Source organism: Methylomonas sp. 11b, from assembly GCF_000515215.1.
Lineage (GTDB): Bacteria > Pseudomonadota > Gammaproteobacteria > Methylococcales > Methylomonadaceae > Methylomonas.
This window is the reverse complement of record NZ_KI911557.1, coordinates 1,137,586-1,154,656: the sequence shown is the minus strand read 5'-3', so window position 1 is coordinate 1,154,656 and position 17,071 is coordinate 1,137,586. Positions and strand designations below refer to the sequence as shown.

The window sequence follows — 17,071 nt, the reverse complement described above, 5'->3', positions numbered from 1 at the left end:
TGTTGTGGAAAATTTGTCAAGCTGCAAAATTGCAGGGCTGATTAGTCAATCGATGTAAACAACATGAACTAAACTATGCAATAGCTTGAAATGGGGTCATTTTGACAATAATCGGATTCGATGCTTAACTTAAAATCAGCAACACCCTTCCGCCTTAAAACAACGTAGTTTGCAGAGAATATACGCATGGCTTTGCCAGAAATTTTGCTCATTGATGACAACACCCACCGCAGTCAGCAAGTGGAAGGGATACTCCAGTTTTTGGAATATCGGGTGGAGACGGTTGCCAGTAGCGATTTCGAAGCGGTGCTCAGAGAGCACGGTGATTTCGATGCGGTATTTGTCGGCTGCGGCGGAGACAAGCAAGCCAACTTGATCAAAACGGTCACCGAAAGTGTCGGCGATATGCCGGTGGTTTTGCTGGTGGACGCGGGTGGGCCGCAAGTGGTTAGTGCCATTCAACAAATGGTCAGCAAAATCTTGGAGTGGCCGACTGTTTACCCGCAGTTGATTCAATTGTTGGATAGCTTGCCGCAGCCCGTTCAATCCACTAAGAAGTCTCTACCGGATAAAGGCTTGGCAGGTAAAAGTAAGGCCATTCAAAAAACCCGCGCTCAAATCGATCAAGTCGCCAAATCCGACGCCACGGTGCTTATTCTCGGCGAATCCGGCACAGGTAAGGAAGTCGTGGCGCAAGCGCTACATCGTGCCTCTGCGCGGCGAGACAGGCCATTCGTGCCGGTCAATTGCGGCGCTATTCCCGGTGAACTCCTGGAAAGCGAATTGTTCGGTCACGAGAAGGGCGCATTTACCGGCGCGTTGACTTCGCGGCAAGGTCGTTTCGAAATGGCGGAAGGCGGTACGCTGTTTTTGGATGAAATCGGTGATATGCCGATGCCGATGCAGGTTAAGTTGTTAAGAGTATTGCAGGAACGCACCTTCGAGCGCGTCGGTAGTAATAAAACCATCCATTGCGATGTGCGGATTATTGCCGCGACGCATCGCCACCTGGAACAAGAAATCGCCGAAAAGCGCTTTCGCGAGGATTTATTTTACCGTCTGAATGTGTTTCCGATCGAAGTGCCTGCCTTGCGGGAAAGAGCGGAAGATATACCTTATTTAATCAACGATTTGGTTGCCCGCATGGAAGCCGCCAATAGGGGAACCGTCAGTTTATTGCCCCGCGCAATTGCCACCTTGATGCAGCATAGTTGGCCCGGTAACGTCCGAGAGCTGTCAAATTTGATCGAGCGTTTGGCTATCATTAGCCCGGATGCTAGTGTCGATGTCGGCGATTTACCGGAAAAATTTCAGGCTTATGAAGTGCCGGAAGGCGTGCAGATATCAATGCCCGAGCAAGACATTCACATCGTGCGGCCGGCCGAGCGGGAAGCGCTGGCGATGCCGACCCCTGGCGCTGTCACGGCAGTACATTTACCGGAGCAAGGTATCGATCTTAAGGAGTACCTGACCGATCTTGAGAACGAATTGATCCGTCAAGCGTTGGAGGAATGTAATGGCGTTGTCGCCCATGCCGCCAAACTGCTGAACATGCGCAGAACTACGCTCGTGGAAAAGCTGCGCAAAACCGATGCGGCTTAGACCGGTTTTTACTTCCCAATGAATACACTCCATGCTGAATCGTTGCCAGCTGTTCTGATACCGGAAATTGCAGCCAATATTGCCGGTATCCGCGAATTGCGCCGCGATATACACGCCCACCCGGAGTTGTGCTTCGAGGAAGTGCGTACCGCCGAGCTGGTCGCGGCAAAGTTGATTGAATGGGGGATTCCTATTCATCGCGGCTTGGGTAAAACCGGTGTAGTCGGGATCATCAAAGCAGGGAGTTCCGACAAGGCTATCGGCTTGCGTGCCGATATGGACGCCTTGCCGATGCATGAACAAAACAGCTTTGCGCATGCCTCGCGGCACCCAGGCAAAATGCACGGCTGCGGGCATGACGGCCATACCGCTATGCTGTTGGCTGCGGCGCAATATTTGGCAACCCAGCGTGATTTTGACGGGACTGTCTATCTGATATTCCAACCTGCGGAAGAGGGCGGTGGCGGCGCCGATGAGATGATCAAGGACGGCCTGTTCGAATTGTTTCCGATGCAGGCGGTTTACGGCATGCATAATTGGCCTGAATTGCCGGCCGGACAATTTGCCGTCAGTCCCGGACCGGTGATGGCATCCTTGAATACCTTTCGCATCGTCATCCGCGGCAAGGGCTGTCACGCGGCATTGCCGCACTTGGGATTGGACCCGGTGCCGGTGGCGGCGCAAATGATTATGGCGTTTCAAACCATCCTGACTCGAAGTGCCAATCCCTTGGATAACGGTTTGATTTCAGTAACCATGGTGCATGCGGGCGAGGCGACCAACATCATCGCCGATGCCTGCGAATTGGCCGGTACGGTGCGCACATTCTCCAATCAACTACTGGATTTGATTGAAACCCGTATGCGGGAAGTAGCAAAGCATATTTGTTTGGCACACGGGATGGAATGTGATTTTGAATTTAAGCGTAGCTATCCGCCGACTGTTAATCACCGTGAGGCAGTCGAAACGTCCCGTAGCGTAATGACCTCTATTGTTGGCGACCGGCATGTTTTGGAGCAAAAAGCCACGATGGGCGCAGAAGATTTTGCGTTTATGCTGCAAAAGTTACCCGGTAGCTACTGCTTCATCGGCAACGGCTCCGGCGATCATCGTAGTATTGGCCATGGCGCCGGTCCTTGTACCCTGCATAACACCAGTTACGATTTTAACGATGATATTTTGCCCTTGGGAGCGACTTATTGGGTGAGATTGGTGGAAGCCTGTCTGCCAGCCGAATAATAGCTGCCAAACGACCTGAAAATGCCAGTTCTGTGACAACTCTGGCAGTTTTTGCGACAAAATTGCCATGTCAGCACACAGTTTCCAACACACTGCTATCTGGCAAAAGTTGTTCCCATTAAAGCGTTAACCCAGGAAAAGAAAAGTCTGGCTTTTTTTCGTCGCTGGGACAGCGGGATTTTGGAGGTTCTTGGACGGTTTCCCGTTCGTGTTCGGAATATTCAAGCGTAATCGGTGAATGAGTTGGCTTGGATCATGCTGCTTAATAGTTGGGTTTAACCAGCAAATTAGGTGGATGTCATGAAAACCTCAAGCAACGAAATCACACAACTCAGCAACACACGCACTTTGTTCGTTGAAACGCTGAGTCAGCAATTTATCGCGCTAACGGGCTGCGGCGTTTATGTGTATCTCAACCCAGTCGATATCAACGGTTTATTCAACCAATACTTAAGCGATACGCTGTCGATTAATACTTTCGCCAGACAGTGTGTGAAAAACGTATTGGAATAACCCGGCAATTCAACTAAGAAAATCGGCGAGGAGGCAGGGTATCTTATCGATTCCCTGTTTCCTGAAGCTCAGTTTCGGGCAAAGGCGACTTGATAACCGCTGAGAAAATCGCAGCGTTCCAGGCTTTCAGCAATCGCAGGAATCGATATTTTATGATTACCGGTTGCAATAAAAACCAGATGCCACTCTTCGTGTTTATTGTTGCTGATAACGGTAATCGAGCCTTCGGCCAATCTATACCCCAAGACATTCGCCAAATCATTGATCTCGGTCTGATTGGGGCGATAACCGGTTTGAAAACGCAAAATGACAGACACTGCATGCCGGGAAGGCAAGGCTGCCTCGATGCGCCCACCCCATATCATCGTCGCCGACGCAATTAAAGCCAATACAATGGCCGCAAAATAAAACCCGGCGCCGCATAAAATACCGATAGCCGAAGACGCCCAGATCGAGGCGGCAGTCGTCAATCCGCTGATGTTCAGACCTTCCTTCATGATCACGCCGGCACCCAAGAAACCGATACCCGTCACGATGCCCTGAATAACCCGAGTAGGGTCGGCGGTAGTGGTGAGCGGCAATAAGCCGCCAAACCAGAACTGCGGGTAACCGACGATAACCGTTACCGCCGCGGAAGCCATGCACACCAGTCCATAGGTGCGCATGCCGGCGGCCCGGCCGTGATAGGAGCGTTCGTAGCCCACTACCATGCCCAAAAACAGAGCGCCGACGATATTCATCAGAATGACCACGCTGGCTTCCAATTGGGCAATCGACCAAAACGAAATCAGCCTGTCCGGCGAGATTGGATTCATGTTTTACCGTCCGGTTTTTGGCAGATAAGAGCTAAAGGCTTGGGCCTATTGCACCGCTTCCACGTCAACATTGATTTCGATAGGCTTTTGATAATAGATGCCCGATAGTTTTCGCTTAAATTCGTCGGTAATATCCCGAGCATCTTGGCGGCTTTTCATCACGCGTGGGGTGAGCAGTACTACTAATTCGGTTTTGTCCTTGTTACGCGTCGTACCGCCGAAAAGCGGCCCGATTAATGGTATCTCGTGCAGCAGCGGCACGCCGTCACGCAAATAATCGTTGTTTTCCTTAATCAAACCGCCCAGGACGATGGTTTCGCCGCTTTGTACCGCAACACTGCTTTCTATCTCTCTTTTTTGAATGGTGGGCGAGTCGATGGTTTCGCTGGTCGTGGTTTTGATCGCCTGATTAACGCTTTGCAATATGTCCATCAGAACCAGTCCACCGGCATTAACCCTGGGTCTAACCGATAAATTCACACCGGTATCCACCATTTGAATGGAACTAGTTTGGATAGGGTTGTTGTTAACGCCGCTAGATGTAACGGGGGTGGAAACCGAGGAGCGAATTGGCACTGAATCACCGACTTTGATCGTGGCTTCCTGGTTGTTCAATACCATCAAGGACGGTGAAGAGATGACATTTACGTTATTGTTTTTGGCACTGGCGTTCAACACGGCTTGAATATCCTTGGAACCGCTGGAAAACGCATAGGAAAAACCGCCAGTTGAAAGCGCTTTTGCCGCATCTTTTGTCAAATCAACCAAGTTTAAACCTTGTACGGAGCCGCCGTTTATCTGGTTGGTGCCGCCATTATTGTGGCTGAAATACCATTGCAGACCGTATTTCAAGTCATCGTTTAACGTCACTTCCACAATCGTCGCATCGATCATTACTTGTAGTGGCAGTACATCCAATTGTTTTAGCACGCGGTCGATCACCGCGTATTCTTGAGCTGTCGCGACAATAATCAGGGCGTTATTGCCTTCATCGGCGATGATTTTTACATTGGGCATGTCGTTGTTATTGCTGCCGCCCGAACTGCTGCTTAAGCTGCCGCCGAGTGCGCCGCTACCGCTGCTGTTTTTGTCTTTGGTTCGGTCGCCAAGCGTTCTATCGCTCATCGAATCCTGCTGCCGATTAGCGCCGCCCGTACTACTACTCGATGAGCTGTCGGACTTTTTATTGGTGGCCGATAATGATTTACGGCCGGAAGCGATGGAAGCCTTGCTGGATTTACCGGAACCGCCGCTACCGAAAATATTGCTTAAGGTCTCGGCCAAATCCGTAGCGCTGACATGTTGCGCCCGGTAGACATTCACGCCGCCGGCTGCCGCCGTGTTGATCCGATCCAGCCGAAATACCCAGTTTTCAATGTCCTTCAGATAACCGGCTTGATGGGTGACGGCTAATACCGCGTTAAGCCTTTCTATCTCTATAAACCGGAAAAAGCTGGCTTCGTCGTCTTTGGACTTTTTAGTGTTGAAGATTTGTTCCAGCTCTTCAATGATTTTGCCGGCGCTGACGTTAGCCGGGGTAAACAAAGCAAAGGAGCGGCCTTTTAAAATATCGACATCAAAGGTATTGACCACATCCAGTGCCCTAGAAATTTCCGCGCCGGAGCCTGCGACCAAAATCAGATTTCGGTTCGGATCGACATGCAGCAAGGATTTTTCCGGCAATAACGGTTTCAATATGTCCGCCAGTTCCGAGGCTGCGACATTTTTTACCGGAATTACCCGTACCTGATAACCATTGGGCATCTTGGCGCCGGACAGAGAGCTGATTGAGCTGCTGTACAAGGCTTCGTTGGACGGTTTAATTAAATACATGCCGCCTTGTTCGGTCAGGGCGGCATTATTCAAGCTCAGCAGCATATCCAGGGTTGGGATCAGCTCGTCCTTGCTTAACGGTTTGGAGGTTTGCAAGGTAACTTTACCGACCACTTGCGGACTGATGGTGTAATTCCGGCCCAGAATGTCGCTGAGTATTACTTTAGCCACTTCGCCCAGATCGGCGTCATCGAAATTCAAACTGTATTCGCCCTTACCGCTGGTTTTGCCGCCGCCGTGGTGGCTGGCTTGGGGGACGATGCTCGCTTCGCCGCTAGGGTACATTTCGACTTTGGTGATTCTATTTTCGGCGTTTTTATTGGCGTCGTTAGCCAGTTCCGGAATCAACAAGGTGTCTTCTTGAGCCGGTTTGCTATCGGCAATAGCCAGTTTTTCATGCAATTGCGGGCCGATAAATTCACAGCCGGTCATGGAAAGCGCCAACGCCAACATTGGAGAAATGTTGATTTTTTTAGTTGTCATTGATGTTCTCGGGATTTTCATTGGGTACTGGTTCTATAGGTTTGGCAACGGCGTTGGGGTGCGGCGGTCTGGGCGGTACGGCTGGCTTACCCGGTACGGGAGGCTTGACTTGCGCACGCGGTTTTCTCAATACGACCGATTTTTCCTGGCCACCTTGCTGAAGCAGCACATGGTCGGCTTGTATTTGCTTCAGCAGCCAACCGGATATGCTTTGTTCTTCGGTTATTTTTAAAAACTTTTTGGCTTCGTTGCGCTTTCTAAACAAGGCGGTCGGCTTGTTATTTTTATCGTAAACGCCGATTAACTCCCAGTCGTCGATTTGCCCTGAATCTTGAGTTTGCAAATTATCGGTCGGATTGGTTTCGGCGACAGGCTTTCGGCCTTCGACAAACAAAGGTCTATCGACTATATCGCTGTAAGTTTCCGCAGAGCCGCTATTATCGGCGATATTGGGCAGTTGCTCGGCCGGGGATTCGGTTTGCGGGCGCGGCTCCAGCAGTGTTTGCAATTGCTTTAACGTAAATCGACTATAAGTCCATTCCGCTGCCAACAGCAGGCTCAGCGCGCCGCAACCCAGTAATTGCAATCTGATCAGCTTTTGGTTCATGAGGTCTTGGCTCGCATAAAGCTGATGACTTCAAAACTGACATTCAACTGAGAACTGGGGTCCATTTTGTTGGTAGTGCGGTTACGCGCGCCGCGTACCGGGGAAATGTCCAATTGATCGACCAGTAACAAGGGCATATTGGTATCCAGACTATGCAACACCGCGCGCAATGCTTCGATGCTGCCGCTCATCCGCACTTTCACGGCGACGCGGACAAAATCCTCTTCGGCCTTGCCCGGCAAACCTTGCGTGCTGGTCAGTTGGCCGCCGGCTTCCGTTACCGCGGTTTTGACGATGTTTTGCAACTCGGCCGAGGCCAGCGCTTCGGTGTCGCTGTCGCTCAGATACCCTTGCTGCTGGTATTGCTGATTCAATGATTCCAGGTTTTGGGCAACGCTGTCGCGGCGGGCAACAATAGCTTGCTGACGTTGCAAACGAAACAGCAGGTCGTTTTTTTGCTCGCGATAATCCAGCCAACTGCTGAATAAAGGCAGCAAAACCAGAAATATTACGCTAAATAACACCAATCCCAATAGTGATAGCGCCAGCCAGCGTTGATAACGCGCGTCATTCATTGCTTGGACTCTCCGTTTGCCTCAGATTCAGCAGGGTCGGGATCGCTGGTGGTTGTCGCCTCGGCATCCTGAGCAGGCGCGACGGGTGGCGGGCTAACATCCATACTGATTTGAAAGCGCTCTCGCCCGGTGGCTTTGTCCTGGGTCAACGGCGATACGAAACTGACATTGCTGAAATATGCGGAACTTTCCAACAAACCGATCAAGGAAGACGCGGCCGGCGATTGACCCTGGATTTGCAGGCGTTTGTCTGCAAATTGAAAATGCGTCAACCAGCTGTCATCTTTTAATAAGGTGCTGAGTTCATTCAATACCGCAACCAGAGCGGGAGACTGGGTTTTAATGTCTATCAAACGTTGGGTTTGCTGGCGTAGGGCATCGATTTCATGCTGTTGTTCTTCTATCACGCGAGTTTCTTTTTCCAGCGTTTTAATATGATTTTTCAATACATCGACGGCTTGGCCTTCCTGCCACACCGGCCAGATCAATACAGCCAGAAACAATAATAACAGTAAGCTGTTCAGCAGCCAGTGAGTGGCTTGAGCCAAGGCGTTGCCGCGCGGCCGGTAGCGTTCCGGGAGTAAATTGTAGTCAGGCGCATCGGCAGGGCTGACGGTGCTGGCGTGGCAAAAATCCACCCGCACCGGCTGTATCCCCAAAGCTTGTAGTTTGCCCAGTTGCTCGTCCAGTACGGTTTTAGGCGTAAATACCAGTAATACTTCAATTTGACCATGCTCGGTTTTGCCGAGCGGGATGGCGGCAAAATAGACTTGCTCGGCCTTGAACGGTGTATAGCGGTCTAATTCAAAGCCGACGACTTGTTGCAGATTTTCTTGCGCGGCAGCGGGTAAATAGACGACCTTTTTTAGTGCCTGTGTATGGTCCAGGCGTAAGATCGATTCGGCTTTTTCAAAGTCCGGATGTTGGGCCTTCAAGGTTTGATAACTGTCCGCAATGTTGATGTCCAGCAGCCACGCCATTGGGGTTTGCTGTTGGGCCTCGAGGTAAAAATTGATTTGAAAATCAGCGTCGGCGGTGCTGAATACAAGTGCGCCACTGCGGTCTGTCAGCAAGGATCTGAGACGATTCGGTACCAAAAACGCCAATTCTCGCCCCCACCACTGGAAGAAACGTTTCAGATCGAAATCAATGCTGGTTTGTAAATTCATCTTGAACGGTAATTAGCTGGGATTCCTTGGCCGAGTCGAATAAGGCCAATATTTGCTGACCTTGTTTCCAATCCAGGATTTGGTAGGGCGCTTGGCTGGGGTCTTGGTTCTGGATTCTTACCACTGCTTCGATAGCGGCCGTCGCCTGATCTTCCAGCAGGGTTTGCACCATAATAGTATACGTTTGCTCTTCATCCGCCAATGCCGGATCGGTTTGCTCGGCCGTGTTATCGTCCGCCGCAGCCGATTCAGCCAAACGCTTGTCCAAGTATACATCATGGATATTCTGTTCCTTGAGGCTATCACCAACCATTTGCAGTAACTCCGGAGGTGCCAGCCGCAAGTTTAATTCCGCTTGTCCGGAGTAGATAGTGATCCACGGTTGAAGTTTCTCGAAAATATCAGCGTTAAAGCCCAGCACCAATTGCAACTCCTCCGGGGATTGAAAAGGTTGATTGCTGGGCTGATAAGCCAGTCCGGCCTGCCGATACTGTTTTTTTTCGGCGCCGTGCGGACGCGGTTCATCGTCGGCATCCCGCCAATCCAGCAGGGCGTCCAATAAATTCTGCTGGAGTTTTTCGTCGTCGCTTACCGAACTAATCAAGGCCTTTAATAAGGGTTCCTCGGCGGCGTTGATATCGACTTTGCCGGATTCGGCGAGAATTCTGATACGAATTTCGCTATCGTTGCCCGGTATCCGATAGATGCTGCCATCCGCGTGCCAACGCTGGTCGGGATCGGCCTGTTGCAGCATGAATTGGGCAATACTTAAACCGGTTTCTGCACGTGCTTGTGCTTGGGCATTGTTTTTCAATGCGCCCGCGACGCTGCTTTCCCTGCGCATACTCAATGCAAAACTGCCGGCCATCAGGCTCAGCAGCGTCAAAATCCAAATGACGATCACTAGCGCCAGGCCGCTTTGCCGATGGGCTGCCTGTGCACGAAGCATGCTATTCATTCGCAATGCCGGGCTGTTGGTTTTGTTCGCCGAGCAACGCTTCCGCATTCGGCTGGCCGTTGATTTTTAACGCAAATATCATGTCCGGCCAAAAACTGTCGTCATTTAGCGAGATGCTGATTTTTACCAGTTTGGGTAACTGGCCGGTGGCTTGTCCTTGCCATTCGTCTAGCCAAGCGCCATTACCGTCAATGCTGTCAGCCGATGCGCCAAAGTAGCTGATTTTGAAATGCCGTAAATTTTCCAACAATACGACCGGTTCGGCATCGGTAGGTATCGATTCGGTTTGCCGGTAAGGGGTTAAAGCTACCTTAAGGGTCGACGGCTGCTGTGGGTCCAGGCCGACATGAAACACTTGCAAGCCCTTGCGTGCCGAGGCGGCCGGCAACGCAGAGACAAAGCTGATGCTTTGCGGCAAGCCTTCGAAAGCCAGTTTTGGCAGTTCTTGCGATCCCAGTTGTTGATCGTTTTGTTGTTGGTTTTCCTGGATGACTGGGAAGGGTTTGGTATTACTCAAATGTCGTTTGAAGAATTGGTAAACCACGGCTTTTTTATTCACTTCGCTGATTTTGGCTTCGCCGCTGTTCCAGCTTTCCGCCGCTATCCGCAAACTGGCGAACAGCAAGACCACCATGATGCCCAGCAGGCTAATGGCTATCAGCATTTCGATCAGCGTAAATCCTTTTACGGATGAGCGGTTCAGCACTAGCCCGGACCTGGTTGTTGTAGCTTTAAGGTATGCAATTCCACGGAACGTGGTTGTTCTGCCTCGCCCCAGGCAACCACTACCCGCACCGACATCAGCTCCGGCGCCGGCTTTTGCTGATCGGTATCCATATCTCTCAGACTGGCACGGGATTGCGCTGGCGTCGCTGGACTGACAGTAATTTGCCAGTCGTATTTGTCGCCTTCCGTACCCTGACTTTCGCCGGCTGTCAGCTCGGTTTCCACGCCAGTGCGGGCCATCAGCGATTCGGCGATTTGCACCGCGATAGTGTATTCCTCGGAAATAACCGCATTGTTTACGCCGGTGCCGAAGATGCGCAGCAGCACGGTCAGCGCAATCGCCATAATGGAAAAGGCGACCAGAATTTCCAGCAGGGAAAAGCCTTTATGCCGCCGCATCGGAAATACTGACTTCGCCGGTAATCCAGTTCACGTCGATGCGGCGCAATTGATTACCCCATTCCAGCGTGATTCTGCCGCCGGTGGACGAGCCGTCGCCAAAGAACCGAATATGGCCTTGTTCGCCGTCGCTAAACTCTTCCTCCGCAACTACCAGAGACACGTCGATGTCTTCGGCAAACGGGTAAGTTTTATCGCGGTTGCTGATGCTGTAGCTATTGTCTTGCAAATCGATTGCGACGCTGACCGGCTTTTGCGTCATCAGGGCTTGGCCGTGGGCGTAACGCAGGGCCGAGGCCATATCCCTGGCGACGGCTTGCAACTTGGTACTGCGGTTGCCGGAGCCGATATTGCTGCCGACCACCGCGAAAGCCAGCACGCTAATCAGCAGTACGATGATCAATTCGATCAGCGTAAAGCCTTGCATGTGTTGGCGGGCGGGCAGGGCGGTCATTTATTCCCAGCTGTTGATGTCCTGATCTTCGCCTTCGCCGCCTTCTTTTTCATCGGCACCATAGCTGAACAAATCGAACTTACCGTGCTGGCCGGGGAAGACGTAGTGATAATCCTGATTCCAAGGGTCTTGCGGGATTTTGTCCTTGCGCAAGTAAGGGCCGTTCCAACGCTTGGCGTCGGCGGGTCTTTCCACTAACGCCGCCAAACCTTGCTGCGCTGTGGGATAACGGCCTTCGTCGAGTTTGTACATGTCCAGCGACGCCGCCAGATCCTCGATTTGTACTCTGGCGGCTTTGGTTTTGGAGGCGCCCATATGTTTCATCACCTGCGGTCCGACAATCCCGGCCAGCATGGCGATAATGCCCAACACCACCAACAGTTCCAGCAAGGTAAAACCGCCGTGGCGGCGTAACGTGTATTTCATTTGCAAAACTCCTTCTATTAAATGGATGGTACGGGCGAGCTTATTCGTCCGTAGGCCTAAACAGCCAAATCGTTAACGCTCAAAATAGCCAATAAAATGGAAACGATGATGCCGCCTATCATCAAGCCTAACGAAATAATCAAAGCCGGTTCCAGCAGCGCCAGCATCCGCTGGATTGTGGTCTTTAGCTGCTTGTCGTAAATGGTGGCTACCCGCATCAGCATTTCCTCCAACTTGCCCGTTTCCTCGCCCATTTTAATCATTTGCACCGCCAGTTTGGGAAACAGGTTTTGCTGGGCCAACGCGTCCGACATCGTCCGGCCTTGTTTGAGCTGTGCTTCGGCATTTTCTAATAGATCCGCCAACACCATGTTACCGACGGTTTCCCGGACTATGCCCAGTGATTTTAAAATCGACACGCCATTGCCTAATAAAGTGCCGAAGGTGCGGCTGAAATTTGCTATTTCCATGGTCAGGATGATCTCGCCGAACAGCGGAAATTTCAAAAGCCGGCCGTCCCAGGCTTTTTTGCCGGCCGGATCGGCCAACTGCGATTTTATAGTTTGCACGCTGCCAAGAATAACAATCAGCAGCACCCACCAATAACTTTGCAGAAACTCGGCCAGGCCGATGACGATCTGAGTTGGCACCGGCAAGGCCTGGCCAGCGCTGTCGAACATTTCCTTAAATTGCGGTACCACGAAGGTCAGCATCACGAACAAGGATGCCAGGGACATCACCAACAAAATCGCCGGATAAATCAGCGCGGTGCTGACCGTATCTTTCAGTTCTTGCGAGCGCTCCATATACTCGGATAAACGCATTAACACACCGCCAAGATTGCCGCCCATTTCGCCGGCGCGGATCATGTTCAGATAAAACTTGGAAAACACCCCGCTCTGGCTCTCCAGCGCGTCGGCCAGCGCCTTGCCGGCCTTGACCTTTTCCAGAACCTCGCCGACCAGTTTATTCAATTTCGGGTTTTCTTCGGTCAACTGCATCAGAATCGTCAACGAGCGGTCCAGCGGCAAACCCGATTCCAGCAAAGTCGCCAGCTCTCCAGTTAGCATGCCGATTTCTTTCTGGGAAAGCTTGACCCCGGCAGACTTTAATTTGAACCCCAGAAAGGTCTTATCCTTCGCCAACTCAATGCGGATGGGAATTAAGCCCTGGTTTTGCAATTCCAGCAGCAAGGCCTGCTCGTCTGCGGCATTACGCACACCGTCTTCGGCGACACCCTGACTGTTGACGGCTTTGTAGGAGAATAAAGGCATGTATTTGCTTAGTTTGCTTTTTGGCTGGGTTTGCGGTTCGGTAGTTGGCAATGTTTTTGTAATGCCAAGACATAGACACTCGGTTACTGTCGCGTAGCGTGTATACGTCTATCACATTTCATGTTATCAACCCGGCCCTATTTATCACTGGTATTCCGTTCGGGCTGAGCTGGTCGAAGCCCAGGCGGGTGTGCCCTTCGACAAGCTTAGTACCCTCAAGGGCATAGAGGTGAACGGCTTTTAAGGGCCGAGTTAATAATCACGCAGATTCGGCTTGGCTTAATTCCGCCGGCAAAACATGGTCGCCACTATAAAGTAGTTGCGGGCGTATCTCAAAACTCCATGCGTATCCCGACATTAAAGGCGTGGCGGGATACGTATTCCTGGCCGAAGGTGGTGTCGTATTGAATGAACGCCGAGCCGCCAAACGGCAGTTGGGCCGATAAACCGGCGCGCAGATTAATGTAATCCTTATCGACACTAAAACTGTTGGTGGTAAAGGCATTGTTAGGCGAATCGACGAAGCGGGTGGTAATGAGGGAGTTTTTATTGAACCACTGATGCTCCCATTCGACATTCACTTGCGAAACCAGAACCCCCATCGGCGTGCTCAGCGCATGCGTGACCATGGCGCCGATACTGCTGCTCAACGACTCGTTGTCCAAGTCGCCGACGATCATATTCATGCCTAAACCGGCACCTTGTTCCTTGCGGCCGTTGACAAAATTGTAACCGTATTCCGTGCGGCCTCTAAGGCCAAACGTCCATTCTTTTACGGCTATGTCGTAACCGCTGCTGAGGCTGGTGCGATTTTGCCAGCCATCGGTTTGGCTGGATGCCGTTTCATTGACCGCTGTGCCGTTGGCATCGTTATACAGCGTGACGCGTTTGGAATCGTATTGGTTATAAGTCAGGTTGTTGACCAGATCAACATACCAGTTATCGGTCAGGTTTAGCGAGCCGAAGGCTGATACGGTGTATCCATCTATGCTTTGGCTGCCGCCTTGTTGGGAAATCAGTGCGGTGCTGCTGCCGTAGCCGGCAGACAACCCCATGAGTAGCCGTTTGCTCAAGCGATAGTCGGCGCCGGCAGTGACGGCGGACATCGTGGACGCATAACCGCGTTGAACTACCGTCGCGGTTCTATCCGCCCATTCGAACTGGCCGTTAATGAATAAGCCAAAATTGCTGAAGCCGGAGATAAGATCGGTGCCGTCGGCGTCGTTACCCGTGTTCAAGGAAATACTGACCGAGGAGGGTGCATTGGATGAGGATTGACCATCTTTTTCCGGCGTTGAAGCCTGAATGCTGATGCCGTTAGAACTGGGCGTACTGGGCGTGTTTATGTTGCTTGATGCATTCGGCGCGCTGACACTGTTTGTTGAGCTGGGCCCGCTGATATTGCCTGGAGCGCTGCCGATAGCCATTGAACTGCTTACTGGTGTGTTGAGCTTGGCGGACGCATTGAAACTGGAAGGAGATCCGGCGCCGACGCTTCCGGCTCTTAGAGAGACCAGCCGCTGAGTGACGTTGCCGGATTGCAGTTTGGCTATTTGGTTGGACACGGTTTGTTCCGCCGCGATTTGGCCAGGGCTGATTTGCCGCAACGCGCTGATGAATTGATCTACTTTGCTGGCATCGGCGGTACCGTTTGCTAAAAAGGGTTTCAAGCCGTTCAATAGATTCTGCAGATTAGTCGGGGTCGAGGCGCTGCAGTCTATTTGTTGTAAGGCTCTTGCCAGGGATTGCACGTCGGCGGGAACCAGATTGGGCAATCTGGGCACCATGGTCAGCAAAAACTGCTTTTCCTGTTTGGAAAATATAAACATATCGCTGGAGCCTTCCGGGCAAGTAATGCTCTGGTTAAAATTTCCGGTGATACTGCCGCTGGTGGTTTGCAACAGCACAGACTGCGAAAACGCCTGTTGCGGCGAGAAATTAGGCTGGCTGAGCAAGCGTTGTAAATTAAGCTTTGCGCCCTGAATATCGATGCTGCGCGCGGTAATCGAATCGGTCACCAATTGCCCGTTTACCCCGCCCAATTCCAAATTCAAGCTGCTGGACTCGCGAAATATCAAATCGGCCGATGTGGCATCGATGGCCGCTATACCCTGACCATTGGCACCTGGTCCCGGCGAGAAGCTATTGTTTATGTCCACAATGCCGGCGTAAGAACCGCTGCCGGATACCGGGCCGTTCAAAGTCAGATGCGAACCGGCGATGCCGACCGTGCCATCGTTGATGAGGGGACCGCTGATGCTGCCGTTGCCGCCGAAGCTTCCCGCTTGAATCTCGGTCAAAGCCTGGCTCCAAACGCCGTCCACCCGGGTAGTGCCGGCGGTTTGCCGGTAAGTGCCTGAGCCGGTAAAAGTTGCGTTGCTGGTCACCCGCACATTGCCAGAATTGATGACGGTCGATTGATTGTTGAGGATGAAATTGCCGTTCAGCAATAAATCGCTGGCAGAGCCTCCCGAGCCGCTGATAATCAAACTGCCGGGGCCAAGCATCCCACCACCGGAAAGCACGGCCGATTGCACTCTTAATTCGCCCGGGCCCGACAATATGCCGCCAGTCTGCACGTAACGGCTGACCTCCGTGCTGGTGTGCTGCAAATTGACGGTGCCGTTGTTTATAGTAAAGGTGCTGCCCAGGTTAAGTAGCTTGGTTGCCGCGGACGAAAAATTGACGGTGCCTCCGGATACCGTGGTGGAATTGCTTACCGAATAATCGCCGGCGATAGTAGTTGTCCCGCCGCTGAACACCGCATCGGTGGCGGTAAGTGCAACGCCGGCGTTGACTAGATTGGTTCCGCCGCTAAAGGTGATATTAGCCGTGCCGAGATTGGTGCCCGCATTGAATTGGTGGTTGCCCGCGCCGAATTGCAAGGTACCGTTACCGGTGAAATTGCCGGAGTGGGTATCGCTGCCGGTAAAATTCAATACGCCGGCATCTACAAATGTGTTGCCGGTGTAACTGTTAGTACCGTTTAAGATCACCGTACCCGACGTGGTTTTATTCAAGCCGACGTTGCCGGCCAGATTGGCGTTGACCGTGCCGGCTTGAAGATCAAAAGCGCTGTTCGACGTTAAAGTGCCGGCGCCCATAATCGAGCCGGACAGTAATTGCACACCTGCCACAGTATCGTTATTGTTACCCAAATCGAAACTACCGCCGTTGACGATCAAGCTGGAGGCGTTGGCGATCACATTGCTGGCGCCGAGGGTCAGGGTGCCGGCGCTGACCTGAGTGCTGCCGGTGTAGGTATTGGCGCCGCTCAGCGTTACGGTGCCGGCGGTGGTTTTGTTCAATCCGACACTGCCGCCTAACACAGCGCTGACCGTGCCGGCTTGCATATCAAACGTGCTGTTCGAGGTTAACGTGCCAGTGCCGGTGATCGACCCCGACAACAATTGCACGCCGGCGACGGTGTCGCTGTTGGCACCCAAATCGAAACTACCGCCGTTGACGATCAAGCTGGAGGTATTGGCGAGCACATCGCTGGCGCCCAAAGCCAACGTGCCGGCGCCGACTTGCGTGTTGCCGGTGTACGTGTTGGTGCCGCTGAGCGTCACGGTGCCGGCAGTGGTTTTGTTCAAGCCCACACTGCCGCCTAACACAGCGCTGACCGTGCCGGCTTGCATATCAAACGTGCTGTTCGACGTTAACGTGCCCGTGCCGGTGATCGACCCCGACAACAATTGCACGCCGGCGACGGTGTCGCTGTTTGCGCCCAAGTCGAAGGTACCCCCGTTGACCACCAGACTGGAGGCGTCGGCAATCACGTTGCTGTTGCCCAAAGCCAACGTGCCGGCGCTGACTTGCGTGTTGCCGGTGTACGTGTTGGTGCCGCTTAGCGTCACGGTGCCGGCAGTGGTTTTGTTCAATCCGACGCTGCCGCCTAACACAGCGCTGACCGTGCCGGCTTGCATATCAAACGTGCTGTTCGACGTTAACGTGCCAGTGCCGGTGATCGACCCCGACAACAATTGCACGCCGGC

General features: G+C 52.4%; 15 protein-coding genes. 3 read left to right on the top strand and 12 right to left on the bottom strand.

Annotated features, from left to right (window positions below; genetic code table 11):
• The first annotated feature begins 186 nt into the window (after positions 1–186).
• From METH11B_RS0105385 to METH11B_RS0105375, 3 genes are all read left to right on the top strand, one after another.
• Positions 187–1,602: a sigma-54 dependent transcriptional regulator gene (locus METH11B_RS0105385; RefSeq protein WP_026601142.1), complete on the top strand. Its 1,416-nt coding sequence runs from the start codon at positions 187–189 to the stop codon at positions 1,600–1,602.
• Between the two features lie 18 nt (positions 1,603–1,620).
• Positions 1,621–2,841 (top strand): M20 aminoacylase family protein, encoded by a 1,221-nt coding sequence (locus tag METH11B_RS0105380; protein WP_026601141.1) that lies wholly within the window; start codon positions 1,621–1,623, stop codon positions 2,839–2,841.
• Between the two features lie 300 nt (positions 2,842–3,141).
• Positions 3,142–3,354: a hypothetical protein gene (locus METH11B_RS0105375; protein ID WP_026601140.1), complete on the top strand. Its 213-nt coding sequence runs from the start codon at positions 3,142–3,144 to the stop codon at positions 3,352–3,354.
• 68 nt (positions 3,355–3,422) lie between these two features.
• Here the strand turns inward: METH11B_RS0105375 and METH11B_RS0105370 are convergent, their stop codons facing one another.
• The 12 genes from METH11B_RS0105370 to METH11B_RS0105315 form a co-directional block, all read right to left on the bottom strand.
• Positions 3,423–4,169: an MgtC/SapB family protein gene (locus METH11B_RS0105370; RefSeq protein ID WP_020482255.1), complete on the bottom strand. Its 747-nt coding sequence runs from the start codon at positions 4,167–4,169 to the stop codon at positions 3,423–3,425.
• A gap of 45 nt (positions 4,170–4,214) precedes the next feature.
• Positions 4,215–6,485: a type II secretion system secretin GspD gene (gene gspD, locus METH11B_RS0105365; RefSeq protein WP_026601139.1), complete on the bottom strand. Its 2,271-nt coding sequence runs from the start codon at positions 6,483–6,485 to the stop codon at positions 4,215–4,217.
• Positions 6,475–7,092: a hypothetical protein gene (locus METH11B_RS0105360; protein WP_026601138.1), complete on the bottom strand. Its 618-nt coding sequence runs from the start codon at positions 7,090–7,092 to the stop codon at positions 6,475–6,477. The genes gspD and METH11B_RS0105360 overlap by 11 nt, the downstream gene beginning before the upstream one ends.
• Complete coding sequence (gene gspM, locus METH11B_RS0105355) at positions 7,089–7,667, bottom strand: type II secretion system protein GspM (RefSeq protein WP_020482252.1); 579 nt, start codon at positions 7,665–7,667, stop codon at positions 7,089–7,091. The genes METH11B_RS0105360 and gspM overlap by 4 nt, the downstream gene beginning before the upstream one ends.
• Positions 7,664–8,836, bottom strand: a complete 1,173-nt coding sequence (locus tag METH11B_RS0105350) for a PilN domain-containing protein (protein WP_026601137.1) — start codon at positions 8,834–8,836, stop codon at positions 7,664–7,666. The genes gspM and METH11B_RS0105350 overlap by 4 nt, the downstream gene beginning before the upstream one ends.
• Positions 8,814–9,794 carry a general secretion pathway protein GspK gene (locus tag METH11B_RS0105345; protein ID WP_026601136.1) on the bottom strand — a complete coding sequence of 327 codons (981 nt, stop codon included), beginning with the start codon at positions 9,792–9,794 and terminating at the stop codon, positions 8,814–8,816. Before METH11B_RS0105345 ends, METH11B_RS0105350 begins: the two co-directional genes overlap by 23 nt.
• Positions 9,787–10,500, bottom strand: coding sequence for a prepilin-type N-terminal cleavage/methylation domain-containing protein (locus tag METH11B_RS0105340; RefSeq protein WP_026601135.1), 714 nt, complete (start codon positions 10,498–10,500; stop codon positions 9,787–9,789). The genes METH11B_RS0105345 and METH11B_RS0105340 overlap by 8 nt, the downstream gene beginning before the upstream one ends.
• Positions 10,500–10,919 (bottom strand): type IV pilus modification PilV family protein, encoded by a 420-nt coding sequence (locus METH11B_RS0105335; RefSeq protein WP_026601134.1) that lies wholly within the window; start codon positions 10,917–10,919, stop codon positions 10,500–10,502. The genes METH11B_RS0105340 and METH11B_RS0105335 overlap by 1 nt, the downstream gene beginning before the upstream one ends.
• Positions 10,906–11,373, bottom strand: coding sequence for a GspH/FimT family pseudopilin (locus METH11B_RS0105330; RefSeq protein ID WP_026601133.1), 468 nt, complete (start codon positions 11,371–11,373; stop codon positions 10,906–10,908). The genes METH11B_RS0105335 and METH11B_RS0105330 overlap by 14 nt, the downstream gene beginning before the upstream one ends.
• On the bottom strand, positions 11,374–11,799 hold the full coding sequence (gspG, locus tag METH11B_RS0105325; protein WP_026601132.1) for a type II secretion system major pseudopilin GspG: 426 nt from the start codon (positions 11,797–11,799) through the stop codon (positions 11,374–11,376).
• A gap of 56 nt (positions 11,800–11,855) precedes the next feature.
• Complete coding sequence (locus tag METH11B_RS0105320; RefSeq protein WP_026146875.1) at positions 11,856–13,073, bottom strand: type II secretion system F family protein; 1,218 nt, start codon at positions 13,071–13,073, stop codon at positions 11,856–11,858.
• Positions 13,074–13,405: 332 nt separating this feature from the next.
• Positions 13,406–17,071: autotransporter domain-containing protein (locus METH11B_RS0105315; RefSeq protein ID WP_026601131.1), on the bottom strand; the 3,666-nt coding region annotated here is incomplete at its 5' end.